The sequence below is a fragment of the Acidaminobacter hydrogenoformans DSM 2784 genome (assembly GCF_900103005.1).
Taxonomy (GTDB): Bacteria; Bacillota; Clostridia; order Peptostreptococcales; family Acidaminobacteraceae; genus Acidaminobacter; species Acidaminobacter hydrogenoformans.
Genome location: NZ_FMWL01000003.1, coordinates 1 through 18,777 on the forward strand (window position 1 = coordinate 1; position 18,777 = coordinate 18,777).

Annotated in this window: 13 protein-coding genes; 2 read left to right on the forward strand and 11 right to left on the reverse strand. The window is 50.9% G+C overall.

All coding sequences use genetic code 11. The annotated features are described in order from the left end of the window. Nucleotides 1-334 precede the first annotated feature (334 nt). Together BLP63_RS03780 and argB are read right to left on the reverse strand one after the other, a co-directional pair. Nucleotides 335-1,573 carry an aspartate aminotransferase family protein gene (locus tag BLP63_RS03780; protein WP_242870780.1) on the reverse strand — a complete coding sequence of 413 codons (1,239 nt, stop codon included), beginning with the start codon at nt 1,571-1,573 and terminating at the stop codon, nt 335-337. A gap of 107 nt (nt 1,574-1,680) precedes the next feature. Continuing rightward, nucleotides 1,681-2,526: an acetylglutamate kinase gene (argB, locus tag BLP63_RS03785; RefSeq protein WP_092589573.1), complete on the reverse strand. Its 846-nt coding sequence runs from the start codon at nt 2,524-2,526 to the stop codon at nt 1,681-1,683. A gap of 593 nt (nt 2,527-3,119) precedes the next feature. Here argB and argC point away from each other — a divergent pair. Together argC and argJ are read left to right on the forward strand one after the other, a co-directional pair. Further along, nucleotides 3,120-4,178, forward strand: coding sequence for an N-acetyl-gamma-glutamyl-phosphate reductase (gene argC / locus BLP63_RS03790; protein WP_092589574.1), 1,059 nt, complete (start codon nt 3,120-3,122; stop codon nt 4,176-4,178). 74 nt (nt 4,179-4,252) lie between these two features. Beyond that, nucleotides 4,253-5,473, forward strand: coding sequence for a bifunctional glutamate N-acetyltransferase/amino-acid acetyltransferase ArgJ (gene argJ, locus BLP63_RS03795; protein ID WP_092589575.1), 1,221 nt, complete (start codon nt 4,253-4,255; stop codon nt 5,471-5,473). A gap of 176 nt (nt 5,474-5,649) precedes the next feature. Here argJ and BLP63_RS03800 read toward each other — a convergent pair whose 3' ends face one another. The 9 genes from BLP63_RS03800 to BLP63_RS03840 all read right to left on the reverse strand — a co-directional run bounded on the left by BLP63_RS03800 (nt 5,650) and on the right by BLP63_RS03840 (nt 18,743). After that, nucleotides 5,650-6,246, reverse strand: a complete 597-nt coding sequence (locus BLP63_RS03800; RefSeq protein ID WP_139159769.1) for a hypothetical protein — start codon at nt 6,244-6,246, stop codon at nt 5,650-5,652. A gap of 190 nt (nt 6,247-6,436) precedes the next feature. Next, a complete protein-coding gene (gene carB, locus BLP63_RS03805) occupies nt 6,437-9,709 on the reverse strand; it encodes a carbamoyl-phosphate synthase large subunit (RefSeq protein ID WP_408605857.1) in 3,273 nt (1,090 codons plus the stop codon). Next, nucleotides 9,706-10,782: a glutamine-hydrolyzing carbamoyl-phosphate synthase small subunit gene (gene carA / locus BLP63_RS03810; protein WP_092589578.1), complete on the reverse strand. Its 1,077-nt coding sequence runs from the start codon at nt 10,780-10,782 to the stop codon at nt 9,706-9,708. The genes carB and carA overlap by 4 nt, the downstream gene beginning before the upstream one ends. Before the next feature lie 375 nt (nt 10,783-11,157). Beyond that, complete coding sequence (gene argH / locus BLP63_RS03815; RefSeq protein WP_092589579.1) at nt 11,158-12,531, reverse strand: argininosuccinate lyase; 1,374 nt, start codon at nt 12,529-12,531, stop codon at nt 11,158-11,160. Next, a complete protein-coding gene (locus tag BLP63_RS03820) occupies nt 12,528-13,781 on the reverse strand; it encodes an argininosuccinate synthase (RefSeq protein ID WP_092589580.1) in 1,254 nt (417 codons plus the stop codon). The genes argH and BLP63_RS03820 overlap by 4 nt, the downstream gene beginning before the upstream one ends. A 239-nt stretch (nt 13,782-14,020) precedes the next feature. Continuing rightward, the gene (locus BLP63_RS03825; RefSeq protein ID WP_092589581.1) at nt 14,021-14,599 is read right to left on the reverse strand and encodes an indolepyruvate oxidoreductase subunit beta; all 579 of its coding nucleotides are present in this window, start codon (nt 14,597-14,599) and stop codon (nt 14,021-14,023) included. 2 nt (nt 14,600-14,601) lie between these two features. Continuing rightward, nucleotides 14,602-16,377, reverse strand: coding sequence for an indolepyruvate ferredoxin oxidoreductase subunit alpha (iorA, locus tag BLP63_RS03830; protein ID WP_092589582.1), 1,776 nt, complete (start codon nt 16,375-16,377; stop codon nt 14,602-14,604). Nucleotides 16,378-16,397: 20 nt separating this feature from the next. After that, nucleotides 16,398-17,318, reverse strand: a complete 921-nt coding sequence (locus BLP63_RS03835) for a bifunctional enoyl-CoA hydratase/phosphate acetyltransferase (RefSeq protein ID WP_092589583.1) — start codon at nt 17,316-17,318, stop codon at nt 16,398-16,400. A 291-nt stretch (nt 17,319-17,609) separates the two neighbouring features. Further along, nucleotides 17,610-18,743: a tetratricopeptide repeat protein gene (locus BLP63_RS03840; protein WP_092589584.1), complete on the reverse strand. Its 1,134-nt coding sequence runs from the start codon at nt 18,741-18,743 to the stop codon at nt 17,610-17,612. Between the last annotated feature and the right edge of the window lie 34 nt (nt 18,744-18,777).

Here is an 18,777-nt window from a genome sequence, read left to right on the forward strand (position 1 = left end):
CACTGACCTCTGCATTATTTCCATAATCAGAAATCACTTCGCCGGTTCCAAGCAGAACCGACATTTATTTCAGAATTTTGGGTTGTACACTGTTTAGTTTTCAAGGATCGAATGAAGACTGTTTAGCGTCACTTTCGAACCGTTTTTCGCGATTCAATATCTCAAGTGACTTCTTCAGTTTATCACCGCGTTTTTGTCAAGTCAAGTCATTTTAAATCTTTACTTGTTCGCGACGACTTCTCCATATTACCCAAGAAACTAAGCCATGTCAACCCTTTGAAAGAAATTCTAATTTTCTGATTTTTGTTTACACACGCATCAATTTTATGTCAACCTACTTTGCGATCTTGTCTTCCTTTAAAGCTTCCAAAATCACTTCCAATTTGCTGAAGAAAAGGTTAATTTCTTCGTCTGTGACATTCAGCGGTGGAAGCACGCGAATGACGTTTTCACCCGCTGGGATCAGCAATAATTTATGATCAAACGCGAGGGTGTTAAATGATTTTACATCGACACCAAGCTCGATCCCAATCAAAAGACCCTTGCCTTTGATGCTTTTGATGGTGTGACCATCGGTTAAAGCTTGAAGTTTTTGAATGATCTTTTGCGACTTTTCTTTTACCTGGGCTAGGAAATCAGGCGAAGATATAATTTCGACACCTTTCAGCGCGACAGCGGTCGCAAGCGGATTGCCGCCAAAAGTCGAGCCATGCTCGCCGGCGGTGAGTACACTTACTTTTTTTGATGCGATAAAAGCGCCAATAGGGAACCCACAGCCAAGACCCTTCGCCAGGCAAACGACATCCGGCTTTATGCTGGTAGACTGATGGGCATAGAAAGTACCAAGGCGCCCAATACCGGTCTGAACCTCATCAAAGATCAGCACTATGTCCAGGGCGTCACATTTGGCTCTAAGGGCTTCGAGGTACTCATTTGAAATTGGGTTGACGCCGCCTTCCCCCTGAATAGGCTCGACCAGGAAGCCGCAGTAGCTGCTGTCGAGATTCTTTAGGGCTTCAATATCATTGGCCGGAAACTCGTAAACTTCTGGAATAAGAGGCATGAACGGTGCTTGGTATTTTGGCTGTCCCGTCACCGAAAGGGCACCCATCGTACGGCCATGGAAGCTGTGGGACAAATGCGCCACTTTGACAGCGTCGCGCTTTTTGCCATATTTTCTCGCAAGCTTTATAGCGCCTTCAAGCGCCTCAGTCCCGCTGTTGCAGAAAAACACGTCCTGGAGCGCGCCCTCTGAGAGGTCAATCAGGTTTTTCGCGAGCTTCAGCTGTGGTTCGTTCCAGTAAAGGTTGCTGATATGCATCAGTTTGGCAGCTTGCTCAGAAATCACAGCCGCAAGTTCAGGATTGCCGTGTCCCAGGGCGTTGACGGCGACACCGCTGACAAAATCCAGGTAAGTCTCGCCTTTTGTGTCCCAGAGCATAGCGCCCTGACCTTTTTCGAAGATGACGTCAAATCTGCCGTAGGTTGGCATAACCGCAGCTTTGCAGGCATCAAGGCCTTGCGCCGCGCTCGTATTTTCTGCTTGGTTCATTTCTTTAGTTTGATTTTCCATAATAATCTCCTTTCAAATTCTATTAGCCTATTCCATTTCACTTTATTTCACTCAATTCCATTCGGAATTTACCCGCTCTCAGACTTGAGCTCAAACCACAGCTCTTATTACCGTTCAATCATAGTCCCTATGCCACTGTCCGAAAAGACCTCCACCAACAGACTGTGAGGCGTGGAGCCATTCAGCAGGTGCACGGTATGAACGCCCTGCTCGATAGCGTTTATGGCACAGGTCAGTTTTGGAATCATGCCGCCTTTGACCGTTTCAAGAATTTCCTTGGCTTCCGCAAGACCCAGCTTGCTGACGAAGCTGGCCGGATCCGGAAAGTTTTTATAGACGCCGTTGACATCCGTCATCAGGATGAGCTTCTCCGCGCCCACCGCGACCGCGACCGCGGAAGCGACGTCATCCGCATTGATGTTGAAGGTCTTGCCGTCTTTGTCATGGCCTATTGGCGAAATAATTGGCGTATAGCCCCCTGTCATGAGCAGATTGATCAGGGTTGGGTCGACGTTGGAAACCTCGCCCACATGGCCTATATCCCCTTCTCCCACCTGCTTTGGCGTCGCTTCCAGCCAGCCGCCGTCCTTGCCGCTGATCCCGACTGCCTTTATGCCGCCATTGTTCAGCATTAAGGTAAGCTCCGTGTTGATCCGTCCGGTCAGGACCATTTCCACCTCTGTGATCGCGGCATCCCCCGTGACTCTGTAGCCGCCTATGAATTCACTCTCTATGCCCATCCGGTCCAGCCGTTTGCTGATTTCTTTGCCGCCGCCGTGAACCAACACAATTTTCATCCCGACTAAGCTGAGCAGTACAATATCCTGCAGGATAGAGCGCCTTCCTTCAGGTGAATCCGCCAGGCTTCCGCCAAGCTTGATCACGACAGTCTTATCCCGAAACTTTTGAATGTAGGGTATGGATTCGACGAGTGCAGATACAAATGCAGACATCTTTTAACCTCCTCTATATTTTTTGCAATTTTACATACATTATACACAAAAATGTATATAGTTTCAATTTTTAATTACGACGTTGTCACTTTTTTATGCGGAGCATTTTATAAAATCACTGGCGCTTTTTGTGCCGATGGTCACCAAAAACCACACCCACCACCACGCCCTTTTTCGCCCCTCTCAAAATCTGATTATAAGAAAATTGCAGAACTCCAGCCATCTGCGTCAGCCTGTTTTCGCCCCTTCAAACAAGCCAAAACCCGTTGATTTTGGGACAATCTCATAAAAGGGGAAGTCAAAACCGGATAATATCAGCTCTTTTAATATTGTATCATATTTTTTGAATTTTTTAAGTATTCCTTGAATTGGAGGTCCTTCTTAGGGACAATAACAACAAGTGCCTTCCCAAGTTTGACAGCTTTCTGAGTTCAGCCTTACAGGCCTGCAGCGACATAGTCACCCGACAACTTTTTATGGATGCCCCCTTACCTTGAGTGCGGCTCAAAACAAGCATAATTATAATAGCCGCACTTGAATTATTCGAATAAATTGTGTATAATTATCCTCAAACATTTTATGGAGGTTTTATTATGAATGTATGTATCGTAGGCGCTTCGGGCTACGCCGGCCAGCAGCTGGTCTCACTGCTGCTGCTGCATCCGGAGGTGGACAAGCTCTTTTTGATGGCCTCGTCAACCGCTGGCGCGCGTTACTCTGACTTGAATCCAGCTTTTAAAGGCCGTGTGGATGATACGCTTCTGCCGGCCGCTGACTTGATCGAAACCAATTTCGTCAAAGAGAACGCTATTGGGGCTGTATTTCTCGCGTTGCCACATGGCGCTTCAATGCCTTATGCCCAGCATTTAATAGAAAACGAACCGGACGTTGGCATTATTGACTTGGGCGCCGACTTCAGGATTCACGACGTCAAAGAATATGAGAAATGGTATGGTGACCATACGTGTCCTGAATATCTGGACCGTTTTGTGTATGGGCTTCCGGAGTTTAACAAAGATCAGATTGTGGGCAGCAAGACTATCGGCAATCCCGGCTGCTATCCGACTTCTATTCTGCTGGCTATGCTTCCGGCGTTGAAAGCCGGTGTGGTGGAGACAGACCGGATCGTCGCGGATTCGAAATCCGGGATGAGCGGCGCGGGTAAAACGGCTGCCGTCGCATCCCTGTTCACTGAGGTGGCTGAAACGGTACGGCCTTACAAAACCGGGAAACACCGTCACACGGCTGAAATCGCCCAGGAAATGGCGATCGCGGCGGGCGGAAAGGTTGGCCTCCTGTTTTCACCGTCAATTGTACCTATGAGCCGTGGGATCGAGTCCACCGTCTATGCGGCTGTGAAGCCCGAAAAGCTGGAGTGGGCGAAGGCCTCCATTTTGGATTACTATAAAGAATTTTACAAGGATGCGCCTTTCGTCAGAGTTTTGGATTCGCAGCCAGAAACCCGCAATGTCAGAGGCAGCAATTTCTGTGATGTTTGGGTCACCATTGACGAAGAAACAAGCACACTGGTGGCCATGGGCGTCATTGACAACCTGGTCAAAGGGGCCAGCGGCCAAGCGGTGCACAATTTCAACCTGATGTTTGGGTTTGAAGAAACCGCTGGTTTGAAAATGATGGCGCTTTATCCATAAGCTCAATCAAAACACCCACAGTGCACATTTTAAAATATCAAGAAATCATCTAAACCAGTCCAAGGAGGCTTTTTATGAAAAACGATCTAACACCAGAAGCAGTCAGCGTCCCAGGGTTTAAGGCCTGCGCCCTCTTTTGCGGCATTAAGAAGGAAAACAAAGATTTGACGTTAATCACTTGTGAAAAGGGCGCTGTGGCAGCAGCGGTCTTTACGACTAATCTTTCTAAGGCAGCCCCGGTCATAGTCTCTCAGGAAAATATGAAGCAGCCGCTGGTTCACGCTGTCGTCATAAACAGCGGAAACGCCAACGCTTGCAATGGCCAGCGCGGCCTTGACGACGCAAAGCGCACCACCGTCAAAACCGGCGAGCTGCTGGGCGTCGACCCATCCTCTGTCATTGTCTCTTCCACTGGTGTCATTGGCGTCCCTCTTCCAATTGAAAAATTGGAGTCCGGGATTGAAAAGGCCATACCTATGTTAAAGTCGGACGGATTGGTGGAAGCCGCAGAAGGGATTATGACAACAGACACCTTCAGAAAGCTGTCTGCTAAATCAGTAGCACTCCCAGAGTCTGGCGTCACTGTACAAATTGTTGGTTTCTCAAAAGGCAGCGGGATGATTCACCCTAATATGGCCACTATGTTAGGGGTTACCCTGACAGATGCCAACATTGAAAAGGAAGTCTTCCAGACGCTTCAAAAGGAATCTACGGATGTGACCTTCAATATGATTTCTGTAGATGGCGATACCTCAACCAACGACATGTCCCTGGCACTGAGCTCCTGTGAGGCCGGCAATCCGCCGCTTAAGCCAGGCACCAAGGATTATGAAGTCTTCAAAGAGGCTTTCATTGACCTTCAAAAAACCCTGGCCAAGCTGATTGCCAAGGATGGCGAGGGCGCTTCCAAGCTGATCCAGGTCAAAATCAACGGCGCGAGGACGGAAAAAGACGCGCGTCTCCTCGCCAGAAGCGTCACGACCTCTTCCCTTGTTAAAGCAGCAATCTTTGGCCGGGACGCCAACTGGGGCCGGGTCCTCTGTGCCATGGGTTACGCGGGCGGCATGTTTAACCCGGACCTTGTGGACCTTTATTTTGAAAGTGAATTTGGCAGTATTCAGCTTATGGAGAAAGGCGCTGGTCTGATCTTTGATGAGGATAAAGCGCTCAAAATCCTGGAATCCGACACCATAGACATTGTAGCCCAGCTGGGCGAAGGCGAAGCTTCTGCTGAGGCCTGGGGCTGTGACCTGACTTATGAGTATGTCAAGATTAATGGAGAGTACAGATCGTAAGGAAATTTTTATTAAGTAATCAGACAAGCAAAAATGAAAAGAAGTCTCAACCGGCAAGCAATAATCCGGTTGAGACTTCTTTTTTTGTCGTTCTTCATGGCCAGAGAAAATGGCGAGACTGGCGCCATCAGCAGGCTCCGTTTCCCTCCATTTCTCTGAAGGTACAAGGTTTAAATCTACTGTGCGTCTGTTGTCCCTTGGAAGCACGCGCCGCCAAAGCCTTGTCCGCCTTGTCCAAAGCCGCCGCGCATCATGCCGCCGCGTCCGCCGTTAGCAGGACCAAAGCCCTGACCAAGACCTGCCGCTTCGCCATTAGGCCGTTCCCTGTCAAACCCTTCGGTTTGTCCCAGTCCCTGACCGCCATTCGCTCTGCCGCTGCCAAGGCCAAAGCGCTCACCATTGTTAAGCGCGTTTCTCATAGCGAATTGCTGTGTGCCAGTGCAGTCGTGGTTTTCCATAAAGGTTTTCATGACTTCAGCGCGTTCCTTGGTCAATCTGCCACTTTCTACCAGCGCATCAATTCTCAAGGCTCTGTTTTCTTTGATGGCATCGACGAATTCATCAAATTTATCTGCGTCTTGAGCCTGAACGCTGAGGGATTTACCCGCTCTTAAAGCCTCCAGAACATCCTCTTCGTCTACGTCAATAATCTCTGCCAGGATTTCAATATTGCTTTTGAATTCAACCGTTGGTTTCGCATCATCCGCAAAGACGGCTACAGAGCCGAGTGCCAGGACGAGTATAAGCGAGAGTGACAATAAGATTTTTTTCATTTTTGTTTCCTCCTTCAAAAGTCTCGACCTCCATAGTGCGGGTCAGCTTGTTTCTATGGTCTAAGTATACAACTCAAATTTGAAGAGAATATGAAGATGAGCGACATATTTCAAATTTTTATTCTCCGGGAGAAAAAGAAAGAAGGCCCCAGGGCCTTCCTCCATAAAATACTGTAATTATAACGGCATACTACGAATACGCCATGTGCACATTCACGCTTTGATCGTCAATCCCTTTTTCAAGCAGCAGTACCACCGCTGAGAAAGTGTCAAAAGCCGTCAGGCAAATAACCTTGTTTTCCACAGCCCTGCGGCGCATGCGGAAGCCCTGCTTCTCTTTAACTTTGCCCACTGTTGGCAAAATCACGCTGAAGGAGATTTTCTCCCTGGTCAGCCAGGTCAGGGCTTCATCCTCTGTACCGGCATCTATGACCTTTGCCGCCGGGAACGCATCTCGAATGGCTTGCGCTGTGCCAGAGGTGGCCACAATCTCATAGCCAAGCTCCGCCAGCTTTCCTGCCAGCGGCAGTGCAGGCTCTTTGAAGGCGTCTGCAATAGAGAGGAAGACCCGCTCGGTGATCACTTCGCCATCAGCCGCCTCACCTGCCGCAGCCGCATCCTGAGCCCGCTTCGCGCCTTTAGCGCTGAGGCCCCTGAGTGTGCCGCTCGAAGCCACAAAGCCTTTATAAAGGGCATGCTCCAGCTTCGCGTCCATGCAGAGCACTTCCCCTGTCGACTTCATCTCTGGACCAAGGGCAGAATCCGCAAACGGAATCTTCTCCATGGAGAAGACTGGATGCTTAACCGCATAAATCTCTCGCTCCGGATAAAGGCCCGTTGGGTATTCCATGCTGTTGACAGTTTCGCCCAGCATGCAGCGGGTGGACAGCTCGATCATAGGCACCCCGGTGACCTTGCTGAGGAACGGCACAGTGCGGGAGGCGCGCGGGTTGACTTCAATAACATAAAGCTTATTTTTTTCGACAATGAACTGGATGTTGAGAAGGCCTACAATTTTCAGTGCCTGCGCTATACGTCGAGTGGTGACCACGATCTGACCCTTCATCTGACTGCTGATGCTTGGCGCCGGATAGATGGATATGCTGTCACCGCTGTGGACGCCTGCACGCTCGAGGTGCTCCATGATGCCTGGAATGATGACGTTCTCGCCGTCCGAGATCGCGTCGACTTCGACTTCAAGACCGTTGATGTACTGGTCGATCAACACCGTGCTTTTGGGTTCCCGTTCGAAGGCGCCAAACAAATAGCGCTCCAGGGATTCGTTGTCATGGACGATTTCCATACCGAGGCCGCCTATGACGTAGCTTGGTCGGACCAGGAGGGGGAAGCCGAGGCTTTTTGCTTGCGACATACCATCGGCAACACTGGAAACGCCGTAGCCAAGCGGGCTTGGAATGCCCTCTTGAATCAAGATCTGGTTGAAGCATTCCCGGTCCTCCGCGTTATGGACGGCTTCAAAGGACGTCCCCAGAATTGGGATGCCAGCTTCTGAAATAAAACGCGCCAGCTTGATGGCCGTCTGGCCGCCATACTGGAGAATGACGCCCACCGGCTTCTCCTTGTCGACAATGCTCAGGATGTCCTCTTCTGTGATGGGTTCAAAGTAAAGCTTGTCCGAGAGATCGAAGTCCGTGCTGACTGTCTCAGGGTTATTGTTGACTATGATAGCCTCGTAGCCCAGATTCTTAAGGGCCAGGACACCATGGACCGAGCAGTAGTCGAACTCCACACCCTGACCAATGCGGATTGGGCCGGAGCCTATGACAATGACCTTTTTACGGTCACTGACCTCAACTTCATCCTCGCCGCCGTACATGGAGTAGTAATAAGGTGAGGTCGCCTCGAACTCGCTGGCGCAGGTGTCGACCATCTTATAGGAAGGCATGATATTGTACACTTTTCTGAGATCGTAGATCTTGTCCGCGGAAGTATCCTTCATCAGGCGGCTGATGCCCTTGTCAGCGAAGCCATAGCGCTTGAGTTCCATGAGGAGCTGGGAATCCAGGGCATTGATGGCCTTGCCGCGTATGCGCTCTTCCAGGGCTACCAGGCGCTGTACCTTGCTGAGGAAGAACGGGTCAATACCAGTCATTTCCTGAAGCGCCGCCACGGTCGTGCCTCTGCGCATGAGCTCAGTGATAAAGAACAGCCGCATGTCGTCCCCGTTGATGACCCTGTCCACCAAAGCCTCTGTGCTCATGGCGTCCGAGACAGGCAGCTTCAGGTTGAACAGATTAATTTCAAGGGAACGCACCGCCTTCAGCAGCGCCGCCTCAAAGCTTCCGGCAATCGCCATAACCTCGCCGGTAGCCATCATCATGGTCCCCAGGACTTTACTCGCTTCTTTGAACTTGTCAAAAGGCCACTTTGGAATTTTAACAACCACGTAATCCAGAGTCGGCTCAAAGCACGCTTTGGTTTTGCCGGTAATATCGTTGACGATTTCATCCAGGTCGTAGCCTAAGGCAATCCTGGTCGCCACCTTGGCAATGGGATACCCCGTCGCCTTGGAAGCCAGCGCCGAGGAGCGGCTGACCCGCGGGTTGACCTCAATGACAAAATAACGGTCGCTCCTTGGATCCAGCGCCAGCTGCACATTGCAGCCGCCTCGGATCTCCAGGGCGTTGACTATGTCAATGGAGGCCCTTCTGAGCATCTGATACTCTAAATCATTCAGCGTCTGGGACGGTGCCACAACAATACTGTCCCCTGTGTGGACGCCCACCGGGTCAAAGTTTTCCATGTTGCAGACCGCGATCACGTTGCCGCTGTTGTCCCGGATCATCTCGTACTCAATTTCCTTCCAGCCCTTGATAGACTTTTCAACCAGCACCTGTCCCGCAATGCTGAAATCAATTCCGCGACGGGCAATTTCCCTGACCTCAGCCTCGGTGTTCGCAATGCCGCCGCCAGTACCGCCAAGGGTAAACGCAGGACGAATGATGACCGGCAGTCCAATCTGATGGGCCTGGGTGACAGCAGACTCGACGTCCTCTGCGATATAACTTTCTATACAAGGCTGTCCAATGGCTTCCATGGCTGCCCTGAAATCTTCCCGGTCCTCCGAGGTCTCAATGGACTTCAGGGATGTCCCAATGACCTCAACATTATACTTTTCAAGCACGCCCCGCTTCCACAGCTCCATGGACAGGTTGAGGGCCGTCTGACCGCCCATGCCGGCAATCATGGCCTCCGGGCGTTCCTTTTCTATAATCTTTTCCAGGAATTCCGGGGTCATAGGCTCCATGTAGACATGATCCGCAACCGTTGGATCCGTCATAATAGTCGCAGGGTTCGAGTTGACCAGGACCACCTCAACGCCCTCTTCCTTCAGGACCTTGCAGGCCTGCGTCCCGGAATAGTCGAACTCTGCCCCTTGACCTATGATGATAGGTCCTGAGCCAATAACGAGGACTTTTTTAAACATATGCTTCTTCATTATTTGGCCTCCTTCATCATGGTCACGAACTGGTCAAACAGCAGGTCCGAATCCCGCGGGCCCGGTGATGCTTCAGGATGGTACTGTACGCTGAAAACCGGCAGATGCTTGTGGCGCATGCCCTCCACACTGCCGTCATTGACATTGATGTGAGTGATTTCGATCTGCGACGCGTCAAGCGAAGACGCCACCGTCACATACCCATGGTTCTGAGCCGTGATGACAATATGGTTGTGAATCAGGTCCTTCACCGGGTGATTGCCGCCCCTGTGTCCATAGACCAGCTTTTCCGTCTTGCCTCCAAAGGCGTGCGTCAGAATCTGATGGCCCAGGCAGATCCCAAAGATGGGTTTCTTACCAATAAGCGATTTCACAACTTCCACAATTTCACCAAGCTCTGACGGATCCCCAGGGCCATTGGACAGCAGGATGCCGTCCGGACTGCAGGAAAGGATCTCCTCCGCCGTAGCCCTCGCCGGGAAAACATGCAGTTCGACCCCTCGCGCCACCAGCGATTTCAGGATGCCGCGCTTGATCCCAAAATCCATGACTGCCGCTCTTAAACCACTCGCCTTTTTGGGCTTGATGACATAAGGCTTCTTCGTGGTGACTTCATCCACGTAGCCCTTGATATCATAGCCCGCCAGCAGTGCCTGGGCCTCGTCGAGATCACTGACCTCCGAAACTATAATCCCCGGCAGCGTCCCCTGGCTGCGCAGCTTCCGCGTCAGTGCCCGGGTGTCAATCCCTGAGATTCCTATAATGCCATGGCGGGTCATGTAAGCATCTAAACTTTCATTCCCTCTCCAGTGCGAATAGTCATCCACTTTTTCCCTCACAATCATGCCCCGGACCATAGGCCGCTCGGACTGCTCATCATCTGGATGCACGCCATAGTTGCCAATCAGCGGATAAGTCATGACCACGATCTGTCCAAAATAGGAAGGATCCGTCAACACCTCCTGATACCCTGTCATGCTGGTGTTGAATACCACTTCCCCTACACGCGAAAAAAGAGCCCCAAAGAGCTCACCTTCATACCGACTTCCGTCCTTTAAGACCAGAAATCCCTTCATGATGCCACCTCTCCTCAATGTTTTTTTCCATTAATTGTCAGATACATTTCCGACGAGGCAGATTTATGGTATCGATCGATTTTGTATGGACCCGCTCCCGGCGGGACAGAATCTCCGTTCCCCTTGGCCCGCTCTCAGTCAGGCCAGATCTGCGCTGGTGGTACTGCTCCGTTCCTTCACGGAGGATCCCCGGACATAACCGTGCCTGCAGCTTTGGTCCTTAAGCTTCGCGTATCTGTGACAAACGCCGCTTTTTGAACCCACGCTGCAGGTCGGTTTTTTGCCGATGGTTTTATACTCAAATCTTCGCCATTGTAACCCAATTAGAAGCCAATGTCCATAGAAAACAGAAAAATACTTGGTGTTTCCGGACCGTTACGCCTTCAGGTACGCCTTCGCGAGCTCAAGCATCCTGTTGACGCTGTCCAGGGACGTGGAGCCATAGGACTTCTTGTTTTCCACGCAGCGCTCAATGTCAATGGCCTCGTAAACGTCTTCTCCAATCAAATTGGAAACCGTCTGCATTTCCTCAAGGGAAAGGGTCTCGAGAATCTTCTTCTCCCGGATGGCATACGCCACCAGCTTGCCTGAAACCTCATGGGCATCTCTGAACGGCAGGCCTTTCTTGACCAGATAATCCGCCAGATCTGTCGCGTTCAGGAAGCCCTGCTTGCACTGGTGCAGCATGACCTCTGGCTTGAAGGTGGTATGCCGGAGCATATCCGCGAAAACAGTCAGGCAAAGCTTCACCGTGTCTCCAGCGTCAAAGACCGGCTCCTTGTCTTCCTGCATGTCTTTGTTGTAAGCCATAGGAAGGCCCTTCATCACAGTCAGGAGGGCCATAAGGTCGCCGTAGACCCTTCCGCTCTTGCCGCGAATAAGCTCTGCAGCATCCGGATTTTTCTTCTGTGGCATAATGCTGCTGCCCGTTGCGTAAGCGTCTCCAATTTCAATAAAAGCAAACTCTCCAGTACTCCAGATGACGAACTCCTCCGCCAGTCTGCTGAGGTGCATCATGGTGATGGCGCTGGCACTCAGAAATTCAATGGCGAAATCCCGGTCTGCCACACTGTCCATTGCGTTCTCGGAGGGCCCTGAAAAGCCGAGTGCTTCTGCTGTCAGAAAGCGGTCGCTCTCATAGCTGGTTCCAGCAAGGGCGCCTGCCCCAAGGGGAGACAGCGACATGCGCTCGTAAGCGTCCTCAAACCTGGACACGTCGCGCTTCAGCATTTCAAAGTATGCCAGTAGGTGATACGCCAGGCGGACAGGCTGCGCCTTCTGCATGTGAGTATAGCCCGGCATAATGACGTCGGTTGTAACGGCGGCATGCTCCACCAGAACGCTCATCAGCTCGCGGATGAGCTCCTGGATCGTCTGGCATTCCCGGCGTACATACAGCCGAAAATCCAGGGCGACTTGATCGTTCCTGGATCTTGCGGTGTGTATTTTTTTGCCGAGATCGCCGAGTTTCTCCGTCAACCGCTTTTCAACCGCCATGTGAAGATCTTCATCTTCAATTTTGAACTTGAAAGAACCAAGCTCGATTTCTGCCTCAATTTCCTTCAGCGCGAGGACGAGCGCCTTGAGCTCGTCCTCTGTAAGAATGCCCATTTTCGCAAGCATCTTGGCATGTGCCAGGCTGCCCGAGAGGTCTTCCTTGTACATTCTATGATCAAACTGAATGGAGTTATTGAACGCGTCCATCAATTGGCTGGTTCCGGACTCGAATCGACCTGACCAAAGCTTCATACGAATACAATTTCTCCTTTATCTTCATGTTCCAGTTTGCCGGCTTCCTCAGCTTCAAGACGCTTGATCGCGCCAATTTTAAGGGACAGCGTGAACAGGTTTATGAAGCCTTCCGCGTCCTGCTGATTGTAGACGTCATCCGCGCCAAAGGTGACATAGCGCTCGTCGTAAAGCGTGAAGTCAGATTTGGAAGCGACCACCATACAGTTGCCTTTGTAAAGTTTGACTTTGACTTCGCCAGTGACGACCTTCTGGGTTTCATTGATGAAAGCATCCAGCGCCAGCTTGAGCGGTGAGAAGAGCAGTCCGTCATATACCAGCTCAGAGTATCTTGCGGCAACTGTGCGCTTGAAGCTCATGGTCGCGCGGTCGAGGACCAGCTTCTCAAGGCCCTTGTGCGCTTGATAAAGCACTGTGCCAGCCGGTGTTTCATAAACCCCGCGGGACTTCATGCCCACCAGTCGGTTTTCAACGATGTCAATGAGACCGACGCCATTCGCGCCAGCGATTTCGTTGAGCTCGAGAACGAGATCAAGTCCGCCTTTTTTGACGCCGTTCAGGGACACCGGAACGCCCTCTTCAAAGCCTATAGTCACAAAAGTTGGCGCATCCGGCGCCTTCTCAGGCTGGACCGTCAGCTTATAGATGGATGGATCATGCTCGTTCCAAGGGTTCTCGAGGTTGCCGCCCTCATGGCTGAGATGCCAGACGTTCTCATCCCTGGAGTAAATATCCTTTTTGGTAACAGGAATTGGGATCCCATGCTCAATCGCGTAGTCAATGCAGTCTTCGCGGGATTTGAGGCTCCAGAAACGCCAAGGCGCAATAATTTTAAGTCTTGGGTTGAGGGCCTTAATGCCCGCTTCAAAACGCACCTGGTCGTTGCCTTTTCCGGTCGCGCCATGGGCAATGGCCACCGCGCCCTCAAGCTCAGCCACTTCGACGAGCTTCTTCGCGATCAGCGGACGGGCGTACGCTGTACCCATAAGATAATCTTCTTCATAAATGGCGCCGGATTTGATGCCCTGGAACAGGTAGTCCTGAACGAACTCCTCCTTGACGTCGACGACATAAGCTTTGATCGCGCCTGTTTCCATTGCTTTCTTCTTGACAGCTTCGAAGTCATCCTTTTGACCGACGTCGACGCAAACTGCAATAACCTCCATGTCATAGGTTTCCTTGAGCCATGTGAGGATGACGGAAGTGTCAAGCCCTCCGGAATATGCGAGTACTACTTTATCTTTATTCATTATTATGCTCCCTTCTGCATATATATTGATTGAATTATAACATTTTCTGGCGCATAATCAACCGTTTTTCGAAAGATTTACAAAGTTTTTTTCTTGGGCGCTCAATTTTGTATACATGTATATAACCTTGCATAACAACTGTATATATACAGCTCTATGCAATCCCGCCAACCTCTCCGGCAACAAAAATCGGAGGCGAAAAGATGTCAGACATCTTACCTCGCCTCCGATTCTATAAACTATTTAAACTGAGCCATGCCTTCCTTCAGCGCCTTCAGGTTGATCTCCACAAACTGCGGTTTCACCGTTTCGCGGATCACCTTGTCCCAATCCAGCGCCTCAAGGCCCATAGCCCTGATCAGCGTCCCAACGAGCACCACGTTCATGGTCTTTGGATTGCCAAGGGCTGCTGCGATCTCGCCTGCCTTGACCACAACCGTTTCAGCACGCTCGCGGATCGCGTCAATAACGCCCTCCGGATAGTCCGCCGAACCCATCAGAATAGGCGCAGACCAAAGCTCTTGATCATTGACGACGACTTTGCCGTTTGGATTCATGTAATCCAGCCACCGCATAGCTTCCATACTCTCGAAGGAGACTAAAAGATCCGCCTGGCCTTTGCCGATGATTGGAGAATACACCTTTTCACCGTAGCGTACCTGTGTCGTCACACTGCCGCCACGCTGAGCCATGCCGTGCACTTCGCTCATTTTGACATCATAGCCCGCGTTGATGAGGCCCGCCGCGAGAATTTTACTGGCCAGAATAATGCCCTGGCCACCGACGCCTGCAAATAAAATGTTTTTAATCTCAGCCATGATTATTCACCCGCCTTCTTGATCGCATGGAACGGACAGACCTGCAGACAGACTTCACAACCTACGCAGGCATTAGGGTCAATGTAGGATTTCTTTTTCGCCTTGTCAAAGACAATAGCAGGGCAGCCCGTCTTATTGCACAGACGGCAGCCGCGGCATTCTTCCTCAACCACGTAGCAGACTGGCTGAGCTTTTCCAAATTCCTTGATGTCCTCTGGCGTGAACTTTTTAAGCGCGCATGGCCATCTTGTGATGATCACAGACGGGCCTTCAAAAGCCAAAGCGGCATCAAGAGCTTTTGTGACAGCGTCCAAATCCAGTGGGTTGACATTAATGACGAGCTCCACGCCAAGGGCGCGTACGAGCGTGTCAATTTCTACTTCCTTGACCTTCTTGCCTGAGAGTGTATACCCCGTTCCTGGATTTTCCTGGTGTCCTGTCATCCCTGTAATGCGGTTGTCGAGAATGACATTGACTGTATTGCCTTGATTATAGACCACATCTATCAATGAGGTTATGCCGGAGTGGAAGAACGTGGAGTCACCAATGACAGAAACAACCTTCATGCCCTTTCCAGCCTTGTCCAGGACGCGCTGAGCGCCGTGGCCCATGGAAATGGAAGCCCCCATATCAATGACGGTATCCGTGGTATTCAGCGGCTCAGAAGCCCCAAGGGTGTAGCACCCAATATCCCCTGTGACCATGACGTTTTTCTTTTTCTTAAGGGCGTAAAAGAAACCCCTGTGAGGACAGCCTGCGCAAAGCGTAGGTGGTCTGCCAACGATTTTGTCCTTGTCTATTTCGATCAGAGGACGCTCTTCGCCGAGAAGCGCTTTTGCTATGATGTCCGGGTTGAGCTCTCCAATGTTAGGTATTTTTTCTTTTCCAACGCAGCTGATCCCCGCCGCCTTGATTTGATCTTCCATAAACGGTTCAAGCTCTTCGATAACATACAGCATCTCCACTTGGGCAGCGAAGTCCCGGATCTTGTCCATAGGCATAGGATTCGTAAAGCCCAGCTTCAGATAAGAGGCGTTTTCACCGAACACTTCTTTGGCATATTGGTAAGCGACACCAGAAGTCACAATGCCAATTTTTTTGTCAAACCACTCCACGCGGTTGAGGGTTGTCTCGTTGCTGAACTTCTCAAGGTCAACCAGCTTCGCTTCTACAACAGGATGAAGCTTCTTCGCATGAGCAGGCGCCGCAATATATTTTTCAGGACGCTTCACATATGGAATAATCTCTTTTTCAACGCGCTCTCCTTGCTCTACCAGGCTCTTGGAATGGCAAACCCGGGTCGTCATGCGCAGCATGACTGCCACGTCGTACTTCTCACTGATCTCATAGGCCGCCTTCATATAGTCAAGTGACTCCTGGGAATCACTTGGCTCAACGCAGGCAATCTTCGCGAATTTTGCCAGAATGCGGTTATCCTGTTCATTCTGGGAGCTGTGGCATCCCGGATCATCCGCAGAAATCAATACGAGGCCGCCAGTAACGCCGGTATAGGAAATCGTCATCAGCGGGTCTGCAGCGACGTTGACGCCAACATGCTTCATAGCCGCGAGGGCTCTGCCGCCTGCAATGGAGGCGCCCAGAACAGCTTCCAGCGCAACTTTTTCATTTGGCGCCCATTCAGAAATAATTTCCGGATACTGCGCTGTGTTTTCCAAAATCTCTGTACTCGGTGTTCCCGGGTACGCCGAGGCATACACGACGCCGGCTTCATAGGCGCCACGGGCAATAGCCTCGTTTCCTGTCATAAAGATTTTCAATGCGTAGTCACTCCTGTCTTTTATGTAGTTGGGTTCATACCGGCAGCGATAATGCTGCCAAGAGCTATTGAATAAAGCTTCACTTCCGCGGTGTCTGCCCGGGAGACGAGTACAACAGGTACTTTGGCACCCATGATTACCCCAGCGGATTCGGCATTTGCCAGATAGGTCAAGGCTTTTCCAATTCCATTTCCGACTTCAATGTTGGGCACCAGCAGAACGTCAGCATCACCAGCGATCTCACTTTCAAAGCCTTTAATTTCCGCTGCTTCCTTAGACACCGCAAGGTCAAAGGCCAAAGGCCCCTCTACAATGACCCCTTCTCCAAAATCCCCTTCCCGGGACATATTTTGGAGCGCGCGGGCATCCACGGTTGCCGGCATTTTATCATTGACCTTTTCCTTGGCTGCGATACAAGCCACTTTGACCGTTTCCATACCGAGTGTCCGGGCAGCGTCCAATGCGTTTCTCAGAATGGTCGCTTTTTCCGCAAGGGTTGGTTCAATGTTCATACCGCCATCCGTCAGGAACAGCAGCTTGTGGTAAGCCGGCGCGTCATAAAGCATAACGTGGCTTAGCTGACTGTCCGTTCTGAGGCCATATTCCCGGTTAAGCACAGCCTTAAGGAGAATGGAGGTGTCAATCAGCCCCTTCATCAGAAAGTCGGCTTTTCCTTCCCGTACCATTTGGACACTGACTTTCGCGGCGGCTTCCAGCTCAGGTTCATCAATAATTTCAACACCGCAAATTTCAAGATGTTCTTCGCCACAAAGCTCAGCGATTTTTTGCTGGTCACCAATCAAGATTGGCTCTATCAGCCCGAGCTGCGCCGCTTTGACGACCGCCCCGAGCACCTCAGGATCATGGGCCGCAGCGACAGCAAGGCGCATGGTCTTTTGAGACTTTGCCGCTTCCAACAGCTGATCAAAATTTTTGATCAAAGGCCGAACCTCCTTTTACACACCCACTCTTGCATCTTAACATTTATGGGGGATTTTAGGTAAAGTCAACTTTGTTGAATACTTCTATATTTTTTGTAATCTCAAGCTTATTGTAAACAATTATAGCGCAGAGTTCAAGTAGCTCTTATGTTATTCCTGTTGCTAAATGTTTGACCCCATTAATTTAGAAGAAAAGGGAGATTGGCCCGGGACAGTCTCCCCACCAATCTCCAAACAAAGTGTAAACAAACAGCCACACTGCACCGCTGGTATCACGCCAAACCGGCAGCTTTAAGAGAGCGGTCCTGCACCTGCGCCAAGATGTCTGATCCAGGCGGCAGTGACTTCATCCTCTGGATTCAGCTCATAAGCCCGTTCTATGAGCTTTCGCGCCTGTCCTGCATCTCCCAGGTGCAGCAGGGCGATCCCCTTGTTGCAAAGAAGGTCAGGAGATTCAGGGTGCATTTTGATTGCTTCTGTATAAACCGCTTCAGCTTCATGGAAACGCTCAAGGGACATCAAGCAGAGGCCAATTTCGTTGTGGATTTCCGGGCTGCCCGTATTCAGGCGCTGAGCACGTCTGAAATAATCCAGCGCTTCGTCATACTGGGCTTTTTGACGGTAGGCAAGACCTATAAAGAACAAAAGATTCCACCAGTCGTCATGGCTGCTCTCAAGGGGGAGCAGCTTAACCAGACCTTCATCTGAAAAACCCTCAAGCACCAGCATATACCCTTCTTCATATTGGATGCGGCTCCAGAGGTCATCCAGCTGACGGAACATTTCATCCCGCATGTTGTCGTCCACACCCAACTGCAGCGCATGGCGCCAAGCGGACTCCGCGGCTTTGTAGGACTTTCTGTTGACAAGCTGAAAGCCCATCAGATAAAAAAGTGGCGCAAAGTCAGTAAATTGCTCAATTTTTTCAGAAAGGAGGTCAAAAACATCCTCTTCGAGCTGCTTCTCCTCAGGTGAATTTTCCGAAAACCGCTCAGCTTGACGCAGCGCGCAGCGCGCCAAATTATAGATGACCTGCGGCTGATCAGGCGCGATCTGGGCGGCCGCATGCAGATAAATAACAGCGTCCAGCCACTTTTCCTCCGCTTCAAGACCCTCCACCTTTTCTTCAAGCAGTGCCAGCAGACCCGGCATCAGCGCTGTCAGAAACGCCTTGTAGGCCTGTGCATGGGGGAACTCCGGGTCAAATCCCAAAGTCCAGCACATCCCTTCAGCAATATTGTCTGCGGTGAAATCCGTGTCGCTGACCCCTTTGACCTTGTCCACGAGCTTGTCCACACGAATGGGAAGCGGCACCCGTTCATCCAGGGTGATCTCCCCCAGGGTCAGTGTCTTTCCTTCTTTCAATTCAACAAACATGACTTCGTCCGCTTTTCGCTTCAAAAGCATGCGGCTGCGTTCCAGCATCAACTTTCAACCTCCAGTTCATTTTCGTTTCCGT